This window comes from Sulfuricella sp. T08 (assembly GCF_000971475.1).
Taxonomy (GTDB): domain Bacteria; phylum Pseudomonadota; class Gammaproteobacteria; order Burkholderiales; family Sulfuricellaceae; genus Sulfuricella.
Window position 1 is genome coordinate 92,973 of the sequence record NZ_DF967529.1, and the last position, 18,773, is coordinate 111,745.

Annotated in this window: 23 protein-coding genes, 1 tRNA gene and 1 other RNA gene; 18 read left to right on the top strand and 7 right to left on the bottom strand. The window is 54.0% G+C overall.

What is annotated here, in order from left to right; translation table 11 throughout:
- Positions 1-22: 22 nt before the first annotated feature.
- Entirely contained in the window at positions 23-1,945 is a 1,923-nt protein-coding gene (locus SCT_RS05875) for a diguanylate cyclase (RefSeq protein WP_059420320.1), read from the top strand.
- 4 nt (positions 1,946-1,949) lie between these two features.
- On the opposite strand, the gene SCT_RS05880 is transcribed toward SCT_RS05875, so the two are convergent.
- Positions 1,950-2,894 carry a class I SAM-dependent methyltransferase gene (locus SCT_RS05880; protein ID WP_059420395.1) on the bottom strand — a complete coding sequence of 315 codons (945 nt, stop codon included), beginning with the start codon at positions 2,892-2,894 and terminating at the stop codon, positions 1,950-1,952.
- Positions 2,895-3,064: 170 nt separating this feature from the next.
- Between SCT_RS05880 and SCT_RS05885 the strand changes: the two genes are divergently transcribed.
- The 11 genes from SCT_RS05885 to SCT_RS05940 all read left to right on the top strand — a co-directional run bounded on the left by SCT_RS05885 (position 3,065) and on the right by SCT_RS05940 (position 11,619).
- The gene (locus SCT_RS05885; RefSeq protein WP_059420322.1) at positions 3,065-4,474 is read left to right on the top strand and encodes a DEAD/DEAH box helicase; all 1,410 of its coding nucleotides are present in this window, start codon (positions 3,065-3,067) and stop codon (positions 4,472-4,474) included.
- A gap of 54 nt (positions 4,475-4,528) precedes the next feature.
- Positions 4,529-4,618: transfer RNA gene (locus SCT_RS05890), tRNA-Ser, on the top strand.
- An 8-nt stretch (positions 4,619-4,626) separates the two neighbouring features.
- Positions 4,627-4,725, top strand: an RNA gene (ffs, locus tag SCT_RS05900) — signal recognition particle sRNA small type.
- Between the two features lie 54 nt (positions 4,726-4,779).
- Positions 4,780-6,381 carry a DNA polymerase III subunit gamma/tau gene (gene dnaX, locus SCT_RS05905; protein WP_059420324.1) on the top strand — a complete coding sequence of 534 codons (1,602 nt, stop codon included), beginning with the start codon at positions 4,780-4,782 and terminating at the stop codon, positions 6,379-6,381.
- Positions 6,382-6,399: 18 nt separating this feature from the next.
- The gene (locus SCT_RS05910; protein ID WP_189799648.1) at positions 6,400-6,723 is read left to right on the top strand and encodes a YbaB/EbfC family nucleoid-associated protein; all 324 of its coding nucleotides are present in this window, start codon (positions 6,400-6,402) and stop codon (positions 6,721-6,723) included.
- Between the two features lies 1 nt (position 6,724).
- Positions 6,725-7,321, top strand: coding sequence for a recombination mediator RecR (gene recR, locus SCT_RS05915; protein WP_059420333.1), 597 nt, complete (start codon positions 6,725-6,727; stop codon positions 7,319-7,321).
- A 30-nt stretch (positions 7,322-7,351) separates the two neighbouring features.
- The gene (locus SCT_RS05920) at positions 7,352-8,488 is read left to right on the top strand and encodes an MlaE family lipid ABC transporter permease subunit (protein ID WP_059420334.1); all 1,137 of its coding nucleotides are present in this window, start codon (positions 7,352-7,354) and stop codon (positions 8,486-8,488) included.
- Positions 8,485-9,270, top strand: coding sequence for an ABC transporter ATP-binding protein (locus SCT_RS05925; RefSeq protein ID WP_059420337.1), 786 nt, complete (start codon positions 8,485-8,487; stop codon positions 9,268-9,270). The genes SCT_RS05920 and SCT_RS05925 overlap by 4 nt, the downstream gene beginning before the upstream one ends.
- Positions 9,255-10,136: an MlaD family protein gene (locus SCT_RS05930; protein ID WP_059420340.1), complete on the top strand. Its 882-nt coding sequence runs from the start codon at positions 9,255-9,257 to the stop codon at positions 10,134-10,136. Before SCT_RS05925 ends, SCT_RS05930 begins: the two co-directional genes overlap by 16 nt.
- 15 nt (positions 10,137-10,151) lie before the next feature.
- Positions 10,152-10,796 (top strand): ABC-type transport auxiliary lipoprotein family protein, encoded by a 645-nt coding sequence (locus tag SCT_RS05935; RefSeq protein WP_059420341.1) that lies wholly within the window; start codon positions 10,152-10,154, stop codon positions 10,794-10,796.
- Between the two features lie 121 nt (positions 10,797-10,917).
- Positions 10,918-11,619, top strand: coding sequence for a response regulator transcription factor (locus SCT_RS05940; protein ID WP_059420346.1), 702 nt, complete (start codon positions 10,918-10,920; stop codon positions 11,617-11,619).
- Positions 11,620-11,899: 280 nt separating this feature from the next.
- Here the strand turns inward: SCT_RS05940 and SCT_RS16700 are convergent, their stop codons facing one another.
- The 6 genes from SCT_RS16700 to SCT_RS05965 form a co-directional block, all read right to left on the bottom strand.
- Entirely contained in the window at positions 11,900-12,043 is a 144-nt protein-coding gene (locus SCT_RS16700) for a type I restriction-modification enzyme R subunit C-terminal domain-containing protein (protein ID WP_082098210.1), read from the bottom strand.
- Entirely contained in the window at positions 12,040-12,318 is a 279-nt protein-coding gene (locus tag SCT_RS05945; RefSeq protein WP_059420350.1) for a plasmid stabilization protein, read from the bottom strand. The genes SCT_RS16700 and SCT_RS05945 overlap by 4 nt, the downstream gene beginning before the upstream one ends.
- On the bottom strand, positions 12,315-12,587 hold the full coding sequence (locus SCT_RS05950; protein WP_059420355.1) for a type II toxin-antitoxin system Phd/YefM family antitoxin: 273 nt from the start codon (positions 12,585-12,587) through the stop codon (positions 12,315-12,317). Before SCT_RS05950 ends, SCT_RS05945 begins: the two co-directional genes overlap by 4 nt.
- 135 nt (positions 12,588-12,722) lie before the next feature.
- Positions 12,723-12,983: a type I restriction-modification enzyme R subunit C-terminal domain-containing protein gene (locus SCT_RS16705; protein ID WP_082098211.1), complete on the bottom strand. Its 261-nt coding sequence runs from the start codon at positions 12,981-12,983 to the stop codon at positions 12,723-12,725.
- A complete protein-coding gene (locus SCT_RS17480) occupies positions 12,941-13,174 on the bottom strand; it encodes a DEAD/DEAH box helicase family protein (RefSeq protein WP_371257729.1) in 234 nt (77 codons plus the stop codon). The genes SCT_RS16705 and SCT_RS17480 overlap by 43 nt, the downstream gene beginning before the upstream one ends.
- Before the next feature lie 544 nt (positions 13,175-13,718).
- Entirely contained in the window at positions 13,719-14,123 is a 405-nt protein-coding gene (locus tag SCT_RS05965; RefSeq protein ID WP_059420366.1) for a hypothetical protein, read from the bottom strand.
- 147 nt (positions 14,124-14,270) lie between these two features.
- Between SCT_RS05965 and SCT_RS05970 the strand changes: the two genes are divergently transcribed.
- The 6 genes from SCT_RS05970 to SCT_RS05995 all read left to right on the top strand — a co-directional run bounded on the left by SCT_RS05970 (position 14,271) and on the right by SCT_RS05995 (position 18,620).
- Positions 14,271-14,600 (top strand): hypothetical protein, encoded by a 330-nt coding sequence (locus SCT_RS05970; protein ID WP_059420371.1) that lies wholly within the window; start codon positions 14,271-14,273, stop codon positions 14,598-14,600.
- 3 nt (positions 14,601-14,603) lie between these two features.
- On the top strand, positions 14,604-15,305 hold the full coding sequence (locus SCT_RS16715) for a hypothetical protein (protein WP_202812128.1): 702 nt from the start codon (positions 14,604-14,606) through the stop codon (positions 15,303-15,305).
- 14 nt (positions 15,306-15,319) lie between these two features.
- Positions 15,320-16,357 (top strand): phage/plasmid replication protein, encoded by a 1,038-nt coding sequence (locus SCT_RS17045; RefSeq protein ID WP_144408231.1) that lies wholly within the window; start codon positions 15,320-15,322, stop codon positions 16,355-16,357.
- Between the two features lie 227 nt (positions 16,358-16,584).
- Complete coding sequence (locus SCT_RS05985) at positions 16,585-16,818, top strand: major coat protein (RefSeq protein WP_059420376.1); 234 nt, start codon at positions 16,585-16,587, stop codon at positions 16,816-16,818.
- Between the two features lie 119 nt (positions 16,819-16,937).
- The gene (locus SCT_RS17050) at positions 16,938-18,302 is read left to right on the top strand and encodes a hypothetical protein (RefSeq protein ID WP_144408232.1); all 1,365 of its coding nucleotides are present in this window, start codon (positions 16,938-16,940) and stop codon (positions 18,300-18,302) included.
- Positions 18,303-18,620 carry a DUF5455 family protein gene (locus SCT_RS05995; RefSeq protein ID WP_059420379.1) on the top strand — a complete coding sequence of 106 codons (318 nt, stop codon included), beginning with the start codon at positions 18,303-18,305 and terminating at the stop codon, positions 18,618-18,620. It begins immediately after the preceding gene.
- Positions 18,621-18,773: the final 153 nt, after the last annotated feature.

Sequence of the window (18,773 nt, forward strand, 5' to 3'; positions counted from 1 at the left end):
GAATAAAAATCACAGGTCAGAAATGGAAGTTATCAACCAGAACCGCTTCAAGGAGCTGAAGGCAACGGGGCAGTTGCCCTCCCCGAAAGGCGTAGCGCTTGCCTTGCTGAATTTGATGCAACAGGATGACGTGACAATCCAGGATATTGCGCACGTCGTACAAACCGACCCAGCCCTTTCCGGTCGCTTGATCAAATTCTCCAATTCGCTTCATTTCAATACCCGCCGCCCCATCGCTTCGATTCCCGAGGCGGTGATGGTGATTGGCCTGCCGATGGTGCGCCAGCTAGTGCTGGGATTTTCGGTTTTATCCGATCATCGCAATGGTAAATGCAATGCTTTCAATTACCAGATGTTCTGGTCATGCTCGCTGGCTACAGCCATCGCCAACCAGGCGCTGAGCGCACAGGCCAAAACTTCGAGCGAGGAAACCTTTACCTGTGGTTTGCTGAGCGGGATTGGAAGGCTAACGCTGGCCACCCTGTTTCCCGACAAGTATGCAAAAGTTCTCAGTTCTGCAGCGGGTGCGCCCCCTGATGAATTGATCCGCCTGGAGCAGGAGCAATTTGACACCGATCACAACGAATTGGCTGCCGCTATGCTCAAGGAATGGGGGTTCCCTGCCATTCTCATTGAAATAGTGTACCACCATGAGGATACTGAAAAAGGGGATTTTCAAGCGGGCTCACGGGCCTATACACTGGTGCATTCGTTAAACCTGTCCCGTAGCCTGGCAAACCTCTGCGTAGCGGACGAAAGCTCACGGCGCGCTCTGCTGCCGGGTTTGTACGTGCTTGGCGCTCGTCTTGGCATCGATGCTGAAGCGCTGATGACCCTGAGCGATCGTGTCGTCAGCGAATGGCAGCAATGGGGCAAGATTCTCGACGTGCCAACCCAGGATTTGCCACCCTTTGCTGAAATAGCGGCTATGGTCGAGGTGACCGATAACGAAGCAGCAGAAAAATCCGATCAGGCTGAACTTCCGTTGCGCATCCTGGTTGTGGACGACGACAAGGCCGTTTCCAATTATCTGCAAAAGCTTCTTATCAGTCATGGGCATACCGTGTTTTCTGCTGCGGATGGCCAAGAGGGGCTGGAGAAGATGCTCGAATACAATCCTCAGCTCGTTATCAGCGACTGGGTTATGCCGAACATGAATGGGATTGCCTTCTGCAGATCCTTGCGCACGACCCGGGATGGCCGAGGACTTTACTTCATCATTCTGACGGCTCTGGCCGATGAAGACCGGCTGGTCGAGGCATTCGAGGCTGGGGTGGATGATTACCTGGTCAAGCCCTTCAGCGTAAAAGTGCTGATGGCACGCTTGCGTGCTGGCCAAAGGTTGATTCAGCTCAAAGAGGAGATCAGCCGGGAGAGGGAAGAGGTGCGCCGGATCGCATCGGAACTGGCCGTTACCAATCGCCGCCTGCAACGCTTGGCTCTGACGGATTCTCTGACCCTACTGCCCAATCGGCGTTATGGCATGGACAGTCTGGAGCAGGAGTGGGAGGCGGCCAAAAACGGAGGCCGCCCCGTGACCTGCATGCTGATCGATCTGGACCGCTTCAAACAGATTAACGATACTTATGGTCACGACACTGGCGATACCGCACTGAAGCAGGCTGCCAATATTTTGAAAAATTCCTCACGTACGCAGGATATCGTTTCCCGCATAGGCGGCGAGGAATTCATGGTGATTTGCCCGGATACCTCACTGAAAGAGGGGGCACAGTATGCCGAGCTGATCCGCAAGACATTTGAAGATAGTTTGATCAATGCCGGAGCAGAACGCATAAAAATAAATGTCAGTATCGGCGTCGCCGAATACAATCCTGCCATGCCGCATTTTAGCGCGCTGATTAAAGCCGCCGACGATGCGCTTTATCAGGCAAAACTCAATGGAAGAAACAAGGTTGTGGCCTACACGTCAACAGTCCCTCGGTGAGGCTTTAGCGCTTTCTGATCAGCCAGCAGCGATGAATTTTCTTGTTGCGGAAGTCTTCAGGAACGGTCTGGCTGGAAATTTCCCTGATATTTTTCGTTGCCAGTGCCACCTCGTCGAGCTGGAAGCTGCGCAGGTTGGTTGAGAAGAACAGTTCGCCGCTTTCCTGCAACAGTTTCAGGCACTGATTGATGAGTCGGGCGTGGTCGCGTTGCACGTCGAGCACACCGCTCATTTTCTTGGAATTCGAGAAAGTGGGCGGGTCCATGACGATCAGGTCGTAATTCTCCCCGCGCTTTACTTCATCGTCCAGAAAACCGAACACGTCGGCGCGCACCAGTTCATGCTGCTCCAAATTCATGCTGTTTAGCTCGAAGTTGCGACGCGCCCAATCCTGGTAAGTGTTGGACAGGTCTACGGTGGTGGAGCGGATGGCGCCACCCGCTGCAGCGTAGACCGTGAAACTGCCGGTATAAGCGAACAGATTGAGAAAGCGTCTGCCGGCGGCTTTCTCCTGAACCATGCGCCGGGTGTTGCGGTGGTCGAGGAACAGACCGGTGTCGAGATACTCTTCCAGGTTGACGATAAACCTGTGGCCGCCTTCGTGCACGACAAAATCCTCGCCCCGGGCGCCTGTTTTTTCGTACTGCATCAGGCCGCGCTGACGCCGTCTTTGCTTGAAATAAATGGCAGAAAGAGGTAGCGCCAGCACTTCACTCGCTACGGCGCGAACACTTTCCACCCAGCTCTCATGCTCCTCCTCACCGATCTGCCAGCCGGTGTCGAATTCTTGCAGATGCGCTCTTTGCTCGTAGAGATCCAGCGCAACCGGAAACTCCGGTACGTCGCGGTCATAGACACGGTAGCAGGTGATACCGCGTCGTTTTGCCCACTTCGCCCAATGCCGGAAGTTTTTCTGCAATCGGTTGAAAAAAATCGATATATCAGTCACTTGGTAAATTGATTTGGCTGGCGTATAATCACAAGGTAAGGATTTGTTGTCGTGCAATCCGGTCTGCCGCACAAGCCCGCGTAGTATACCCCACCCCGAGTTTTAACTTTGTCACGATCTGCCTGGACCGGCTGAATATTTTGCGGGCCGATGGTTAGGAGATGTAATACATGTCGTTTGAAACTCTCGGCCTCTCGGCCGAACTGTTGCGTGCGGTTGCCGATCAAGGCTATACCGAGGCCACACCTATTCAGGAACAAGCTATTCCGGTCGTCCTGGAAGGGCGCGACCTCATGGGTGGCGCCCAGACCGGCACCGGAAAAACTGCCAGCTTTACTCTCCCTTTGCTTCAGCTTCTGAGCGTCCATGCCAACACCAGCACTTCTCCAGCCAAGCACCCTGTACGCGCTCTGATCCTCACTCCAACCAGGGAACTGGCCGCACAGGTAGAGGAAAGCGTGCAAACTTATGGCAAATACCTGCCGTTGAAATCCACCGTGGTATTCGGCGGAGTCAATATTAAAGACCAGATCGCTGCGCTGAAAGGCGGGGTGGAAATCCTGGTGGCGACTCCCGGTCGCTTACTCGACCACGTCGAGCAGAAAACCGTCAATCTGTCCAAGGTGGAAATCCTGGTGCTGGATGAGGCAGACCGCATGCTTGACATGGGCTTTCTCCCCGATATCAAGCGCATCATTGCCCTATTGCCTGCAAAGCGGCAAAACCTGCTGTTTTCCGCCACCTTCGCCGGCGAAATCAAAAAGTTGTCGGATCAACTGCTCACCGACCCGGTGCTGATCGAAGTTGCACGCCGCAATGCCGCTGCTGAGAATGTCACCCAAGTGGTTTATCCGGTTGACCACGAACGCAAGCGCGATCTGCTGGCGCACCTGATCAAGTCTGAAAATCTACAGCAAGTCCTGGTATTCAGCCGAACCAAGCACGGCGCAAGCCGCCTCTCCCAACAACTGGAGAAAGACGGAATTAGCGCCACCGCGATTCACGGCGACAAGAGCCAGCAGCAACGTACCCAGGCGCTGGCGGAGTTTAAGACAGGCACGGTTCGGGTTCTCGTCGCAACCGATGTCGCCGCTCGCGGTCTGGATATCGACCAACTTCCCCATGTAGTGAATTTCGACCTGCCCAACGCGCCAGAAGATTACGTACATCGCATTGGCAGAACCGGACGCGCTGGCAGCAGCGGTGAAGCAATTTCGCTTGTATGCGCAGACGAACTGAGGATGCTGGCGGAAATTGAGTCCATGTTGAAGCGTGAATTACCCAGAAAAACTGTGCCCGGCTTTGAACCTGGTGCGGCCGCCCAGATTGCAGCACGAGCAGGATTCTCAGACAGGCCGCGGCGTGAGCCACGTCCGGAACATCCACGAAGCAGGGAAGGAAGAAATGTGGCTCCACGCCCCCCCGTCAATTCGCTGGATGCGCCCTATGTTACGCCGCCTATCAAGCAAGAAACTGTTCAACCTGCGTCCACATCTCACGCAAACCCGCGCCAGACTGCGAAGAAACCCATCCCGGCACTGCTGATGCGACCGGCAACTCCGCCTTCTGAAGGAAACTAATTTCCTTCAGATATTGATTCAAGTCCGGTTCTGGTTTATCCTTCGCGGCTCTTCGGAGAGGTGGATGAGTGGTTTAAGTCGCACGCCTGGAAAGCGTGTTTAGGTTAATGCCTAACGCGGGTTCGAATCCCGCCCTCTCCGCCAGATTTTATGGCGGGCCTCCCCGCATTGCAAGGTGGTGAATCTGGTCAGGTCCGGAAGGAAGCAGCCACAGCCATTTATTGCAAGTGCCGGGGGTTGGGCTCGCCACCCCTAAACTGCTTGGCGCTCTGCCAGGCAGGCCGGAATCTGGTACAATTTCCCTTATGAGTTACCAAGTCTTGGCGCGTAAATGGCGCCCCAAAACCTTCACTGAACTGGTGGGCCAGGAGCACGTCGTCAAGGCGCTTTCCAATGCACTGGATCAGCAACGTCTGCACCATGCCTATCTGCTTACGGGCACGCGAGGTGTCGGCAAAACCACGCTGGCAAGGATACTGGCTAAAGCGCTCAACTGCGAAACCGGGATTACCTCTTCACCATGTGGACAATGTTCTGCTTGCCGCGAAATCGACAGCGGGCGCTTTGTCGACCTGCTGGAACTGGACGCCGCTTCCAACACCGGTATCGACAATATGCGCGAGATACTGGACAACGCTCAGTACGCGCCGACCGCCGGCCGATTCAAGGTTTATTTGATTGACGAAGTGCACATGCTCTCCAAGGCGGCCTTCAATTCCATGCTGAAAACGCTGGAAGAGCCGCCTGAACACGTGAAATTCATCCTCGCCACCACCGATCCGCAGAAAATTCCAGTCACAGTGCTGTCACGCTGCCTGCAATTCAATCTCAAACAAATGCCTCCCCTGTTGATTGTCGGCCATCTGCAAAGCGTCATGGCGCAGGAAAACATCTCCTTCGAGCTGCCTGCATTGCAACTTCTGGCACGCGCCGCCCAGGGCAGCATGCGCGACGCACTGTCTCTTCTCGATCAAGCCATCGCCTACAGCGGTGGCAAAGTGGGGGAGGCTCAGGTGCGCGACATGCTGGGTTCGATCGACCAGACCTACCTGCTTGAAATCCTTGGCGCCTTGGCTGCCAAGGACGGACCGGCTCTGATTGCTGCTGCCGAACGGATGGAAGAACGCAGCCTGTCGTTTGAGGCGGCCTTGCAGGACTTGGGCGCGCTGCTGCACAAAGTTGCCTTGGCGCAGACTATCCCTGAGGCTCTCGGAGAGGACCTGCCTGAACGGGCGAAACTGCTCGAATTGGCGCAGCTTTTCGGCGCTGATGAGGTGCAGTTGTGTTACCAGATCGCTTTGCATGGCCGCCGCGACTTGTATCTGGCACCGGATGAATTTGCCGGCTTCAGCATGACTTTGTTGCGGATGCTGGCTTTTACCCTGGAGGAAGCGCCAAAGCCTGCAACTCGCCTCGAAACTCCACGTCTGGTCCCTCCTGCCAGGCCCGTTGTTCGCGAAGAGGAACGACCGACTGAAACGCCTACTCCCGCTGCCCAGACAAATCCCCCCTTGGAAAAAATCTCCTCTTTTGCCGGCGACTGGCACAGCCTCGTCAACCAGCTCAAGCTGGGCGGTATGGCCAAGATGCTGGCTCAGCACTGCGAGCTGAAATCCTTTGAAAACGGTCTGTTGGAGCTTTGCGTGCCGCAGGAGCATCGCCACCTGATGGAGAAGCCTTACCAGGACAAATTGAAGGCGGCCGTGACCGAGCACTTTGCCGAACCGGTCAGGCTCAGCATTACCGAGGGCAGCGTAACCGGAGATACCCCGGCCCAGATCGAAAACCGTGAGAAACAGGAAAAACAGTCTCTGGCAGTGGAGGCGATCGAACAGGATCCATTCGTGCGCAAGCTGGTCGAAAATTTCGACGCAAAAGTTATTGAATCCTCGATTAAACCCCTATAGTGACAGGAGAGAGCGATGTTGAAAGGCGGATTGGGCAATATCATGAAACAGGCCCAGCAAATGCAGGAAAACATGCAGAAAATGCAGGAAAAACTGGCCTCGGTCGAAGTCGAAGGTCAGGCTGGCGCCGGCATGGTCAAGGTGGTGATGACCTGCCGCCACGACGTGAAGCGGGTGAGCATCGACGACAGCCTGATAGGGGAAGACAAGGAAATGCTGGAGGACCTGCTGGCTGCCGCGGTAAATGACGCAGTGCGACGTGTAGAAACTATCACCCAGGAAAAAATGAGCGGCTTTACCTCTGGCCTGGGTCTTCCTCCGGGAATGAAGCTGCCATTCTAAAGTGAAAGCGCCGTCCAGCCTCGAAAACCTGATCGAAGCTCTGCGTTGCCTGCCTGGAGTCGGACCAAAATCAGCCCAGCGCATGGCCTACCACTTGTTGCAGCGCGACCAGAAAGGCGCAACGAAACTGGCTGGTGCGTTGACTCATGCCCTCGACACTATCCGCCATTGCCGGCGGTGCAACAGTTTTACCGAGGAGGAAGTCTGCTCTCTATGCCGCTCGGAGCGGCGCGACGCCTCCCTGCTATGTGTGGTGGAAACGCCCGCTGACCTGATGATGATGGAGCAGACCCAGAGCTACCACGGCCTGTATTTCGTGTTGATGGGTCGGCTCAGTCCGCTCGACGGCATTGGTCCAAAAGAGATTCATCTCGACCGGCTGATCCAGCGCGCCACTGATGGCGCGGTGCAAGAGGTGATACTGGCAACCAATTTCACCGTTGAGGGTGAGGCCACAGCTCATTACATCGGCGAAATTCTGCGCTCGCGCGGCGTAAAAGCCAGTCGCATTGCGCGCGGCCTGCCGGTAGGCGGCGAACTTGAGCACGTGGACAGTGGCACTCTGGCGCAAGCCATCCTGGAGCGCCGCGAAGTTTGACAACCTGTGGTTGTTTCATAAGGTCCCTCCATGAGCGCCTCCACTCTCGCACCGAAAGCTGAAGCAAACCTCGAAAAAGCGCACGAGGCCGCGGTCATGCGCTGCTCCGGGGTGTGGACATTGCAAGGCATTCCACTGCTGGAGCGGCATATCGCACAACTTGCCTGGCCTGCATCCGGCGCCGTGATTTTTGACGGCGCGGCCGTTACCGCCCTGGATAGCGCAGGTGCCTGGCTGATCTTCCGCACCCTGCGGCAGCTTGAGCGGATGGGGCTTAGCGTTACAATCCGGGGCTTGTGCCCGGAGCATCAAGCACTATTGCAGCTGATCCAAACGCACGCATCCGGGGAGAGCGCGCCCGGCTTGCCACGCAACAGCTTTCTGAATCAGCTCGGCCGCAATGTTTGGCGCCACCTGGATGAATTCAATGGACTTCTTGCCTTTCTGGGTGAAATCGCCGTTGCCATGCTGCGCTCTCTGGCGCATCCCTCACTCATCCGTTGGCGAGCTATCCTGTACAACCTGCAGATCGCGGGATTCAATGCCTTGCCCATCGTCGGGTTGCTGGCCTTCCTGATAGGGGTGGTCGTCGCATACCAAGGTTCGATACAACTGGTACGCTACGGCGCCAATATCTTCGTGGCCGACCTGGTGGGACTTTCCATCTTGCGTGAAATGGCGCCGCTGCTGACCGCTATCATCGTTGCCGGACGCTCCGGATCGGCTTACGCGGCACAGATCGGCACCATGAAAGTCACCGAGGAAATCGACGCCCTGCACACCATCGGCGTCTCTCCCATGGAACTGCTGGTGCTGCCCAAAATGCTGGCGCTGTTGGTGGCGCTGCCATTGCTTACGGTATACGCGGACATCCTTGGCGTGCTGGGTGGAATGATCGTGGCCCAAACCCAGCTCAATGTCAGTTTTTCCGATTTTCTCGATCGCTTCGATGATGCCGTCAAAGTGAGTTCTTTTCTGGTTGGCCTCGGCAAGGCCCCAGTTTTTGCCGCGATTATCGCACTGGTGGGTTGTTTTCAGGGCTTCCGGGTGAGCGGCAGCGCCGACAGTGTGGGCCGCCAGACTACAGTCAGCGTGGTACAGTCAATTTTTCTGGTAATTGTTTTCGATGCCGTGTTTTCCGTGATCCTCAGCTGGCTGAAAATATGAATGGCGCTAACGAGCCGATTATTGAAATCCGCCACCTTCACACCCGCTTTGGCAATGCGGTGGTGCATGAGGACGTGAACCTAATCGTTCAACGCGGCGAAATTTTTGCACTGGCTGGCAGCAGCGGCTGCGGAAAGTCCACTCTGTTGCGCGAAATCATCCAGCTCCAGCAGCCTGAATCCGGCTCGATCAAGGTGTTTGGATGTGAAGTGCAGGGCATGGGCAGCGATCAGGCCACGATCATGCGCCGCCGCCTGGGTGTCATGTTCGAGCGCGGCGCACTATTCAGCGCGCTCACTGTAGCGGAAAATGTTGGAATGCCGCTGCGTGAGCACACCGATCTGAGCGGTGCATTGATCGACGAGATCGCCGCTATCAAGATTGCTCTGGTGGGACTGCCGGAAAGCGCCGGGGCCAAATTTCCTGCCGAGCTTTCCGGCGGCATGCGCAAGCGGGCGGCTCTGGCGCGTGCCATCGCACTCGACCCGGAACTGCTGATCCTGGACGAACCCACTGCCGGCCTCGACCCGTTGAGTGCCAGCAGCCTTGACGAATTGGTGCGACACTTGAAAGAATTGCTCGGACTGACCATCCTGATGATCACCCATGACCTCGATCTGTTATGGGGCGTGGCTGACCGGGTGGCGATTCTGGGCGAGGGGCACGTGCTGGGGGAGGGCACCATGAAGGAGCTATCCAAATCGGATCATCCCATGGTGCGTGAATATTTTTATGGACCGCGTGGGCGTGCGGCTTGGGAGCAAACGTGGAATCGAAAGTAAATTTCACTATCGTCGGGCTGTTTACCTTGACGCTGGTCGCAGCGCTGATTGCCATTCTCCTCTGGCTCGGAACCGGTGGCCGATACTACAAACTTTACGATACTTATTACGCTTACATGAACGAATCGGTTTCCGGGCTGAATTTGAATGCACCCGTCAAATACCGTGGCGTTGAAGTCGGCAATGTCAGCGATATTACACTGGACCCCGCCAATTCCGAAAGGGTGCGACTGCTACTCAAAATTGAACGCGGCACGCCGGTCAAGGAGGATTCAGTGGCAGTACTGCGCACTCAGGGGTTGACTGGTATCGCCTACGTCGAACTTGCCGGCGGCAGCCTGCAGTCCCCGCTATTGAAGCCAAAGGGCGATGAGAAATACCCGGCGATTCGCACTGGGCCATCGCTGATGACGCGCATGGATACCGCGCTGAGCACCCTGCTGGCAAACGTCAGCCGCGTCTCCGACAATGTTAATGCGGTGCTGGACGAAGACAATCGACGTGCCTTCAAGCACAGCCTCGCACAGATCGATACGGTAACGCGCGTGCTGGCGGCGCGTTCCGCGACTATCGAAGCTGGCGTGAACAATGCTGCCAAAACGCTGGAACACAGCGCCCGTGCCAGCGCCGATCTGGGCCGCCTGATTGAACGGGCAGGGCGTAGCGTCGAAGCGGTCGAGCGACTGGCCAACGAGACCTCCCGCACTGCCGCTGCCGTGCCCGGCACGCTGCAGGGCATACAGTTGCTGGTGGACGACCTGAGAGAGCTGAGCGCTTCCCTGCGCCGTGTCAGCGATCAACTGGAACGCAACCCTAACACACTGCTGTTTGGCAAGCCTCAGCCTAAGCCAGGCCCTGGCGAATAAGGGGAGGGGAGAGAATTGAAACATTTCCTTGGAAAGAAACTGAATGTCAAAATCGCCGCGGCGCTGTTCGCCCTGGTACTGGCAGGCTGCTCCAGCTTGCGTCCAACTGAAGCAGAATCGGTACACACCTATCTGCTGGAAGCGCAATTTGACCGCACAGTACAGGTCAAACCCATTCCCCTCGTGCTGACTGTCAGTCCGCCGCGCGCAGTACCTGGTTACGACACCGTGCGCATGGCTTTTGTACGTCAGCCCCATAGGCTCGAATATTTTGCCAAAAATCGCTGGGCAGAAACGCCAGCAAAGATGCTGGGCTCACTCCTGGTGCGCGCGCTGGAACTGCGAACAGGCTTCAATGCGGTTACGTCCGCTGACGGCATGGTGAAGGGCGACGTGCGTCTGGATACCGAAATCACCTTGCTGCAACAGGAATTTACTACCTCACCCAGTCGCTTGCACATGAAGTTGCGCGTTCAGTTGGTAGAGCAGACGAGCTACCGTGTATTGGCAACCCAGGTATTCGATGCGGTCGAAGCCGCGCCTACTGACGACCCTTACGGAGGAGTCATCGCTGCCAACCGGATGCTGCCGAGGTTGCTCGGTCAGATTGCCGATTTCGCTGCCATGAATGGCATTTCCCTCTCTGAACACAGAAAATAACGCGAAGCTGTCAATAGAATCCACTTTCACATGTCATGATCCCATGATAGTGTGCGAAAATAGAAAAAGTCTAAAAAAAACAATAACCGATATCCATATCGTGGCCACGAAGGAAAAAATAATGCCACTAGCTGACCGGCATCAGGTATTTACTGAGCCCAGAAGAAAAAGCAATGTACTGATAGTCGATGACCATCCTATCGTGCGGCAGGGTATCGCTCAACTCATCGATCGTGAAGACGACATGCGAGTCTGCTGCGAGGCGGGAGATGCGGATCAGGCCCTGGAGGCAATTGCTAAACTCGAGGGTTGCTGCAACGCTGACATCGCTCTGGTAGATATGTCGCTGCCGGGAATTTCCGGTATCGAGCTAGTCAAAATCCTGCGCTCACGTTTCCCGGAAGTACAGATTCTGGTGATTTCCATGCATGATGAATCTCTCTACGCCGAAAGAGCGTTGAGGGCCGGAGCAAAAGGCTACATCATGAAGCAGGAGGCCACAGCAAAGGTCTTGATTGCAATCAGGCATATATTGAGTGGCGAAGTTTATCTCAGCGAGAAAATGCGCTCGAAGATACTGCAACGTATCATTGATAACCGATTCGAAACCCCAACGTCCCCAGTATCCCATCTAAGCGACAAGGAGCTTGATGTTCTGCGGCTTATCGGTAAGGGTCTCAGAACCAGCGAAATTGCTTCAGAGCTAAGTCGCAGTGTGAAAACTGTTGAAGCGCACCGCGCCAATCTCAAGGATAAACTGGGGCTAAAGAATGCCACGGAACTGGTCAGGTTCGCCGTGCAATGGGTTGAGAGCGAATCGTGAGCGGGTTATAGCTACAACGAAAAAACAGTAATCCCTCCTCAAATATTTCAGCCACTTGCGAATTCATAGGCTGAAATTCCAAAGTTTATTCCCGTAATAAAATTCAATTATCTACAGTGTGTTACGTGTGTAAATTAATGCACAAACTAAAGATTGATGTTGAAATTTTGGTAACCTCAACCCAGTTCCGGACACACCCCCAAAACTCACGGCCGGCATTGGCGCCTTTCTGGGCGGTCCGTTTCACCCTTTCCCCGCCAAAATTAAGGCGGTTACGTCGTCATGCCGCCAAGCTCTCGTTCAATTGTTCAATGAGGATATTCAGTTCATCGCCGAAAAGCTGATACACCTTGCCCAAGCCACCTTCTTGGGCGAAGGGCGCATATTCGAACTCATCCGGTTCGATGCCGCGATCGCCGCTCACCCGTACACCTCGTCATGGCTGCCGATGTCGATCAGGAGGATTTCGTGTTCGGTGACTTGTACAGTCAGGGTGATGCGGTAGCTGTAGGTGAGGCTAACGGCCTGCATGCCCTGAAGTTTGCCGGTCAGGGGGTGCAAGCGCAGGCTGGGTTCGAAGGGGTCGGCGCGCAATTGCGCCATGGTTTCCATGAAGCGGGGCCGGAGGTCGGGGTGTTTGGTGAGGAACTTGCGCGCACGGCGGTCGAAGAAGGCCGTGGTGGCCAGTGTCCAACTCATGCCGCAGGTTCACTGTCCAGGTGTTGCATGAGGGCTTCGACGCTGTTGTGCCGGGTGACGCGACCGGCTTTGGCGTCTTCCAGCGAGGCCTTGATGCGGGCCAGGGTGGCTTCTTCCTGGGCTTCGATCAGTTCGCTGTAGCGCTCTTCGGTCAACACGACGTATTGCGGGCGGTTGTTCTTGATGATGTGTACAGGGCCCTGCGCCAGAGCCTCATCCACAGCGGCGATGCCGCGACGCTTGATTTCCTGGGCGGGGACGATGTTCATGCTTAACTCCAATACTTAGAAGAGTACCTATTAAAGCACCATAGCAGGTATCTGTAAAGCCAGGAATTAAGTTTCACCAGTGTGTTCCATGGCTTGTGAGCGGAGTTTACAAGTTGGGCGGCATGACACGCTGCGTTATGCCGCCAGTGTCTCGTTCAGTTGTTCGATGAGGTTATTCAGTTCATCACCGAAGAGCTGATGCACCTTGCCCAATCCGCCTTCCTGGGCGAAGGGCGCGTATTCGAAATCATCCGGCTCGATGCCAAGGTTGGCAGCGATGTGGTCGCGGATCATTTCGAGCCAACGGATTTGTTCTTGGGTGAATGGCTTTTCGCGGCGGGGCGCCGCTCCTACTAGCCAGGTTTTGAAGTTGGTGTTGAGACGTATTGCTGGAATTCCTTGAGTGTCTGGTCGGCCAAGTTGCCGCGGTCCACCAGAAACAGGATGCGTCGCGCCCCGGCGAACTTGATCAGCCGGTAGATGGCGCTGATGGAGGTGAAAGTCTTGCCAGAGCCGGTGGCCATCTGGATGAGGGCGCGGGGGCGGTTTTCTTTCAACGATTGTTCGAGGTTGTGGATCGCCTTGATCTGGGCGGGCCAGAGGCCTTCTTACCATCTATATAGAGTAGGTAATCCGCAAAACCATAACCAGGAAGAGGAAACTCACGAATCGCTACACCACGACTGGCGTGGATATTGGCTTGGGAAGCATCGCAGACATGCCAACCCGCAGCCTTTAGAAGGCGATCTATGTTCTCCCTGGCAGCAGATTCTGGCGTCATTCTTATTATGAGTATGAGTGAAACTTAATACCTTAGCATCCTAGCATAAATACCAGAGCCCAATCTGCGCTAGCAAACGCAATAGAGGTTTGAGCCGAGAGCATCGAGAGGTCGCGGAGCTTTTTTGCAAGATTGAAGTGAGAAGAGCTTTGGCTCTATTTAAATTTAAGAATCCAGTTCTTTTAAAGAGAACTGTTCCTTAATGACATCGATCCAATTAATCGAGAAGCCATTTCACCGAGATTGCGCGCTCAGGTTAGAGTAGGTTACTAAAATTTCGGGAGTGGTTACCGAAATTCCGTGGGAGCTACAACACGGGTGGTTATGCGGGTGTTTCTGTGTATATGATTTTACATAATATACATTATACGAACTACCAAAACCCAAAGTAAACCGCTTGCCGCTACCATAGCGGCCCAATTAGCGCCACTCCCGCCGCCCTGTGAGATAGAAATAAAGGTTAGCGCCAGCAGAAGGACGGCGGCGACCTTCTTGGTACGCCCAATAAAACCCCGCCAGAATTCCCGGCGCTCCTCGGTCTTGGCGCTCTGGCTCTCGATGTCGGCCAGCACTTCCAGCGGGTCGAGCTTCAATGCCAGCGCGATCTGTGCGCATGCGTAGGCGTCCGGCCATGCCTTGCTTTTGTAGTAGTCGCTAATCCGTGGCGTGGTCGTTTTCAGTGCCTTGGCTAAGGCGTAGTCGCTTTTGATTTGCAGGGTGATCTTGCATTTATCCAGGTATTCGCTTGGTTTCATCTCTCCACCTCGTTTTTGTTTGTGCCTTGAGTTTACCTCGAATTTCGACGTTGACAACATGTCGTTTTCCGAGTTATAAAGCGCCATGTCGGATTACGACATGTTTCCCAACTCAACGTCATAATCATTCATTCAGGAGCTTCTATCATGGCCGAACCGCAATCCATCCAAACCCCTGCCGCAAAACCCGCCTTAACTTTTAAGCCGCTGCAAATGCTCGTTTCCGGCAAAGTCGAAAGCAAGCGCAAATTCAATAATCGCCATTATTCCGTCTTGATCTGCCCGTCCGGTGACGAAATGGTCGGTCCGGCCATCATCGAAGTCGAAAGCGGTTCGGCGCTGGCCGATGTGGGCGATATGTGGCGCGGTATCTGTGCTGCTCGCGGTTCCCGCCATAGTTACAAGATGGTGGATAAGGAAACTGGTGAGCAAGTCACGATTAAAACAGCGCGTCATTTTGTGGTCGCTGTCGACTAAATCATGCTTGGCCACCCTGCCCTGTTGCGGGAACATTCCCGCCACCTTTGCCCGGTTGACCTGGCAAGCGTGGCGGTTCTTTTTGCCCGTTCGGATTCGGTCTACAAGGGTTTCCACGGTTGCGATGTGTATGACATGGCGCGGGATGCCCGGACTTTCGCCGGCGGATTGCCGGTTATTGCCCATCCTCCGTGCAGGGCTTGGGGTCGGTTGCGGCATTTTGCCAAACCTCGACCGGACGAGAAGGACCTGGCGTTTTTCGCCGTCGATGCCGTCCGCACCTGGGGCGGTGTTCTTGAACATCCTGCAGGATCGACGCTTTGGCAAGTTGCCGGACTTCCTCGACTTGGACAGCGTGACGAGTTCGGCGGTTTTACGCTGCCGGTTCCCCAGTTCTGGTTTGGTCACCGGGCGTTTAAGAACACTTGGTTATATGTGGTCGGGATTTCTCCGGCCGATATTCCGGCTTTTCCGCTGGTGTTGGGTGAAGCGCCTTGTGTTCTTGAAACCAGAAAAAAGGGTTCTGGTGTTCGTCCGAGTATTTCACGTCCTGAGCGCGAAGCGACACCTCTTGATTTTGCGGTTTTTCTGTTCAACTTGGCGGCAAGTTGCAAATCGGGAAAGGACTTTACGTCCCAGTTACACGTAAAGTCTGCGACATTTCTGTCGCGTGTCGTTGCATCAAAAAACGCTGTAAACGAATAGGGGCTTGGGTTTTCATGGTTTTTTGTGATTGGCTCTCAATTTACCAAGATTTCACCCCCGGCACGCTGCCGATTATTAACAATGGCAACCTGATTTGTGTCGATATTGACGGGCAAATTGAATACCGCACCAGCAAAAAATTGGATCATGTGGGGAGCTATGACACGAAATTGCGTTTTCTTTGTGATGGTACGCGCATCGTTTTTGAGGGCAACATTGGACGTTATGGACGACCTGACAATGTGTTTGGTTATTCTGTTCTTGAGTGCATCCAGAAGGCGAGCGATTTTCTTGAAACTTTCTGTTTGCCCCGCTTTACCCAGATCAACAGCAATGTTGTCTCCGCTCGCACTGATGGATTTATCGCAACTGGCGCGGTTATTACTCGTGTCGATCTTACCAAAAACTATGCTGCTGGCAGTCACGAACGTGCTGCACGGGTCGCGCATTACATGGGGGGTCAAGCCATTGCCGCTCCATCATCATCGGGTAAGGGATTACCCAAGACTTACGCCAACGGCGTGTCATGGAATGAAGGATCGAAATTTTGGTACGCAAAGCTTTATTTGAAAGGTATGGAACTTGGGGCGCACGTGGCTCAAGAAGTCAAGGATTGGTGTATTAACAGCGGCATTCTTCGGCATGAAATCAGTTTAAAAAGTCGGTATTTAAAACAGTACGGTTTGCAGGATTTGAGGGCGTGGACATTCGGGTGGAAGGAAAAAGGCGAGACTATGGAAAATATCATTTATGGCAAATTTAGTGCGGTTCTGGATCGCAACACCGTACAGACCAATCCCTTTGAGGGTATCCCGTCTAGGCTGCGCCGGATCGCGCTGGATTGGCGCGACGGTTCCGATATTTGGTCTGATCCTGATTTTTGCTTAAGGCAAAAACAGCGTTGGCGTGCGGCGCTTTTGCCCTACGGTATCGACATCAAAGTGCCTTGTAACGTGACTCGGCTGGCAACTCGTGTTGAGGTCATCCAGTTGGCACCCGCTGCTATGCCTGCCGGATATTGGGAGTTGTCGTCTTTCCAAAAGGTGGCCTGATGAGCGTCTTTGCCATTCAAGATTTGTTGTTTTACGGCCTTATGTTTGTGGTCTTTGCTCTCGGTTTCATGACGAGTTATCGCCAATGAATATTGCGGACATTATCGAATTTTTCGGGTTCCTGATCGGCGCGTGGGTACTCGGTTTTACGGGGGGTTACTTGTTATCCGTCTTTAAAAACGCAATAGATCGCGTCACTTAGTTTCACCTCTCTGAAAGGTATCAAAATGGAAATGTTGAAAACAGTTGGTCAAAAAGTTGTTGTTATCGGGTCTGCTGCTGGTGCTCTGGTTGCCGGTTCTGCGTCTGCTGCTTTGCCTGCGGAAGCAACCGCCGCTTTTACTTCTTTGAGCGGTAGTGTGACGGACATTCTCGCGGCGATCTGGCCGATTCTGGCCGCCGTGACGGTCGGTTTCGCCCTTATCAAGCTGTTCAAACGCGGCACCAGCAAAGCAGTTTAAGCAACAATGCGCCACCTTGCCGGCTTTCTGATTTTCCTGCTGCTGGCAGGGTGCGCTTCTAATCCGGACGTTGAGCATGAAAAGCGCCAGGACGAAATGCGGAAATGGTGGGCCAATCCATGCATACGCTGTTAAGAAAACCTCTTATATTTTTTGTTATGACATCTTTTCTTTGGGGTGTCGTTACTGCTCCTGCTCGTGCGATTCTCCCCGCTGTTGCCTATGCTGTCGCAGTGTTTACTGAGGGTACTTTGGCGACTAATGCTATGGCTGCGCTGACGGTCGGTACTTTGGCCGGCATGATGTGGCTCAAGAATCAAAATCAAGCTAGTACGTCCAACGATGATAATTTTGCGGGTATTCCTCTTGGTGTGCGTACTGCTGCTCAATTGCCTACACCTGTTGGATGGTCTGGGCCGTCCTCGCCACCTAGTACTGCTACGCCTGTTTTGCATTATTCTGCTAATTATCCGGCCGCTTGTGCTCCTCCGAATTATTACGCGCAGGTGGCCGGGGTTGTTTCGTGTCTCAATGCCAATTCACCTGGTAGTTCTCCATGGATTCAGGATACGGTTAACAGGGCGTCTCCTCCTCTTTATTCGATTGGCTGTAATGTCCCGAATCAACCTAATTGTGCCGTGGCTCTTTCTGAAACTGCCTGTCCATCTGGATATGCTGTTTCAGGTTCTTCATGTGTTTTAAGTTCTCCTGCTCAGGTGATGAAACCCGCTGATGGTCGGTGTGATGTCCTCGCGTCTGTTTCTGGATTTACCGTTGATCCTCAAGACCCTGAATGTTCCGGTCTTTCAACTGCTGGTGTGACTGTTAGCGGTACTCAAGCTAAAGCTACAAAAGCCAATGGTGATGGGGAAACGGTGACTATAAACCCGGATGGAACCAGAACAATTACCCGTGTTGTATCTAATGTTCAAGCAAATACGACAACGACAACGAATATTTACATGGCTCCCAATGCTCAGGGCGTGATGGTCGTTACGGGTGTTTCGGGGACTACGGTTCCGGGTACGGGAACTGCTGCCGGATCTGGAACGGCTGCACCTGCGACTCCCATTGTTTTCCCGACTGACTACAACCGAGAAGCCACACAAACGGCAATTAAGTCTAATACGGACACGTTAAAGACTAATTCCGAAGCGATTAAAAACGAAATCACCACTTCACCTGGTGCACCTAACGGCATGACGGTTCCAGCAGCCGCAATAAATCAATCGGCCACTGACTACAAGGCGGCAATAGATGGTATCTCCACAGCTGGAACCGATAGCCATGGATTTGTTTGGGACTGGTCTCCCATTATTCCTTCTGCGACTTGTGCGCCGCCTGTAATCAATTTTGCTGGCAAATCGATCACTGTTGATTGGTGTCCGACGGTTCAAAAAATTCGCGACTTCACCGGGTACGCTTTTTACCTTTTCACGGCATATTCACTATTCGGTATTTTGACCGCAAGAAGGGAAGATTAAATGGGCGTATTCGCGGCATGGCTAGCGGGTCTCATCGGCAATTTGGCTGCGCTTCTTGGCCTGTCATTAGCCAAAAAGACCATATTTCTTGCGGCGGCTATCGCTGCATCTATCTCGATTACGCTTGCCTTCGCCTACTCCATCAAGGCGATGGTGTTAACGGTGGTTGTCGATCTTCCGGCTTGGGCGGCGACTGGGGCCATGTTTTTGCCGTCGAATACCGGATTGTGCATATCGCTGGTTATTTCAGCCAAGATCGCGCGGTTTATTTATGACTGGAATATGTCTCACCTTCGCATGGCATCGAAGTACTACTGATGACTGATTACGTCATCACCGGTAAAAAGGGAACAGGCAAGAGCCTGTTTGCCATCGGGCTGTTGATTTGCGTTTAAAACTGACCCACTAACCATAGAGATTTGCATGGAATTTTGACCCACGTTTATACACTGACCTACTCGGGAACGAGTG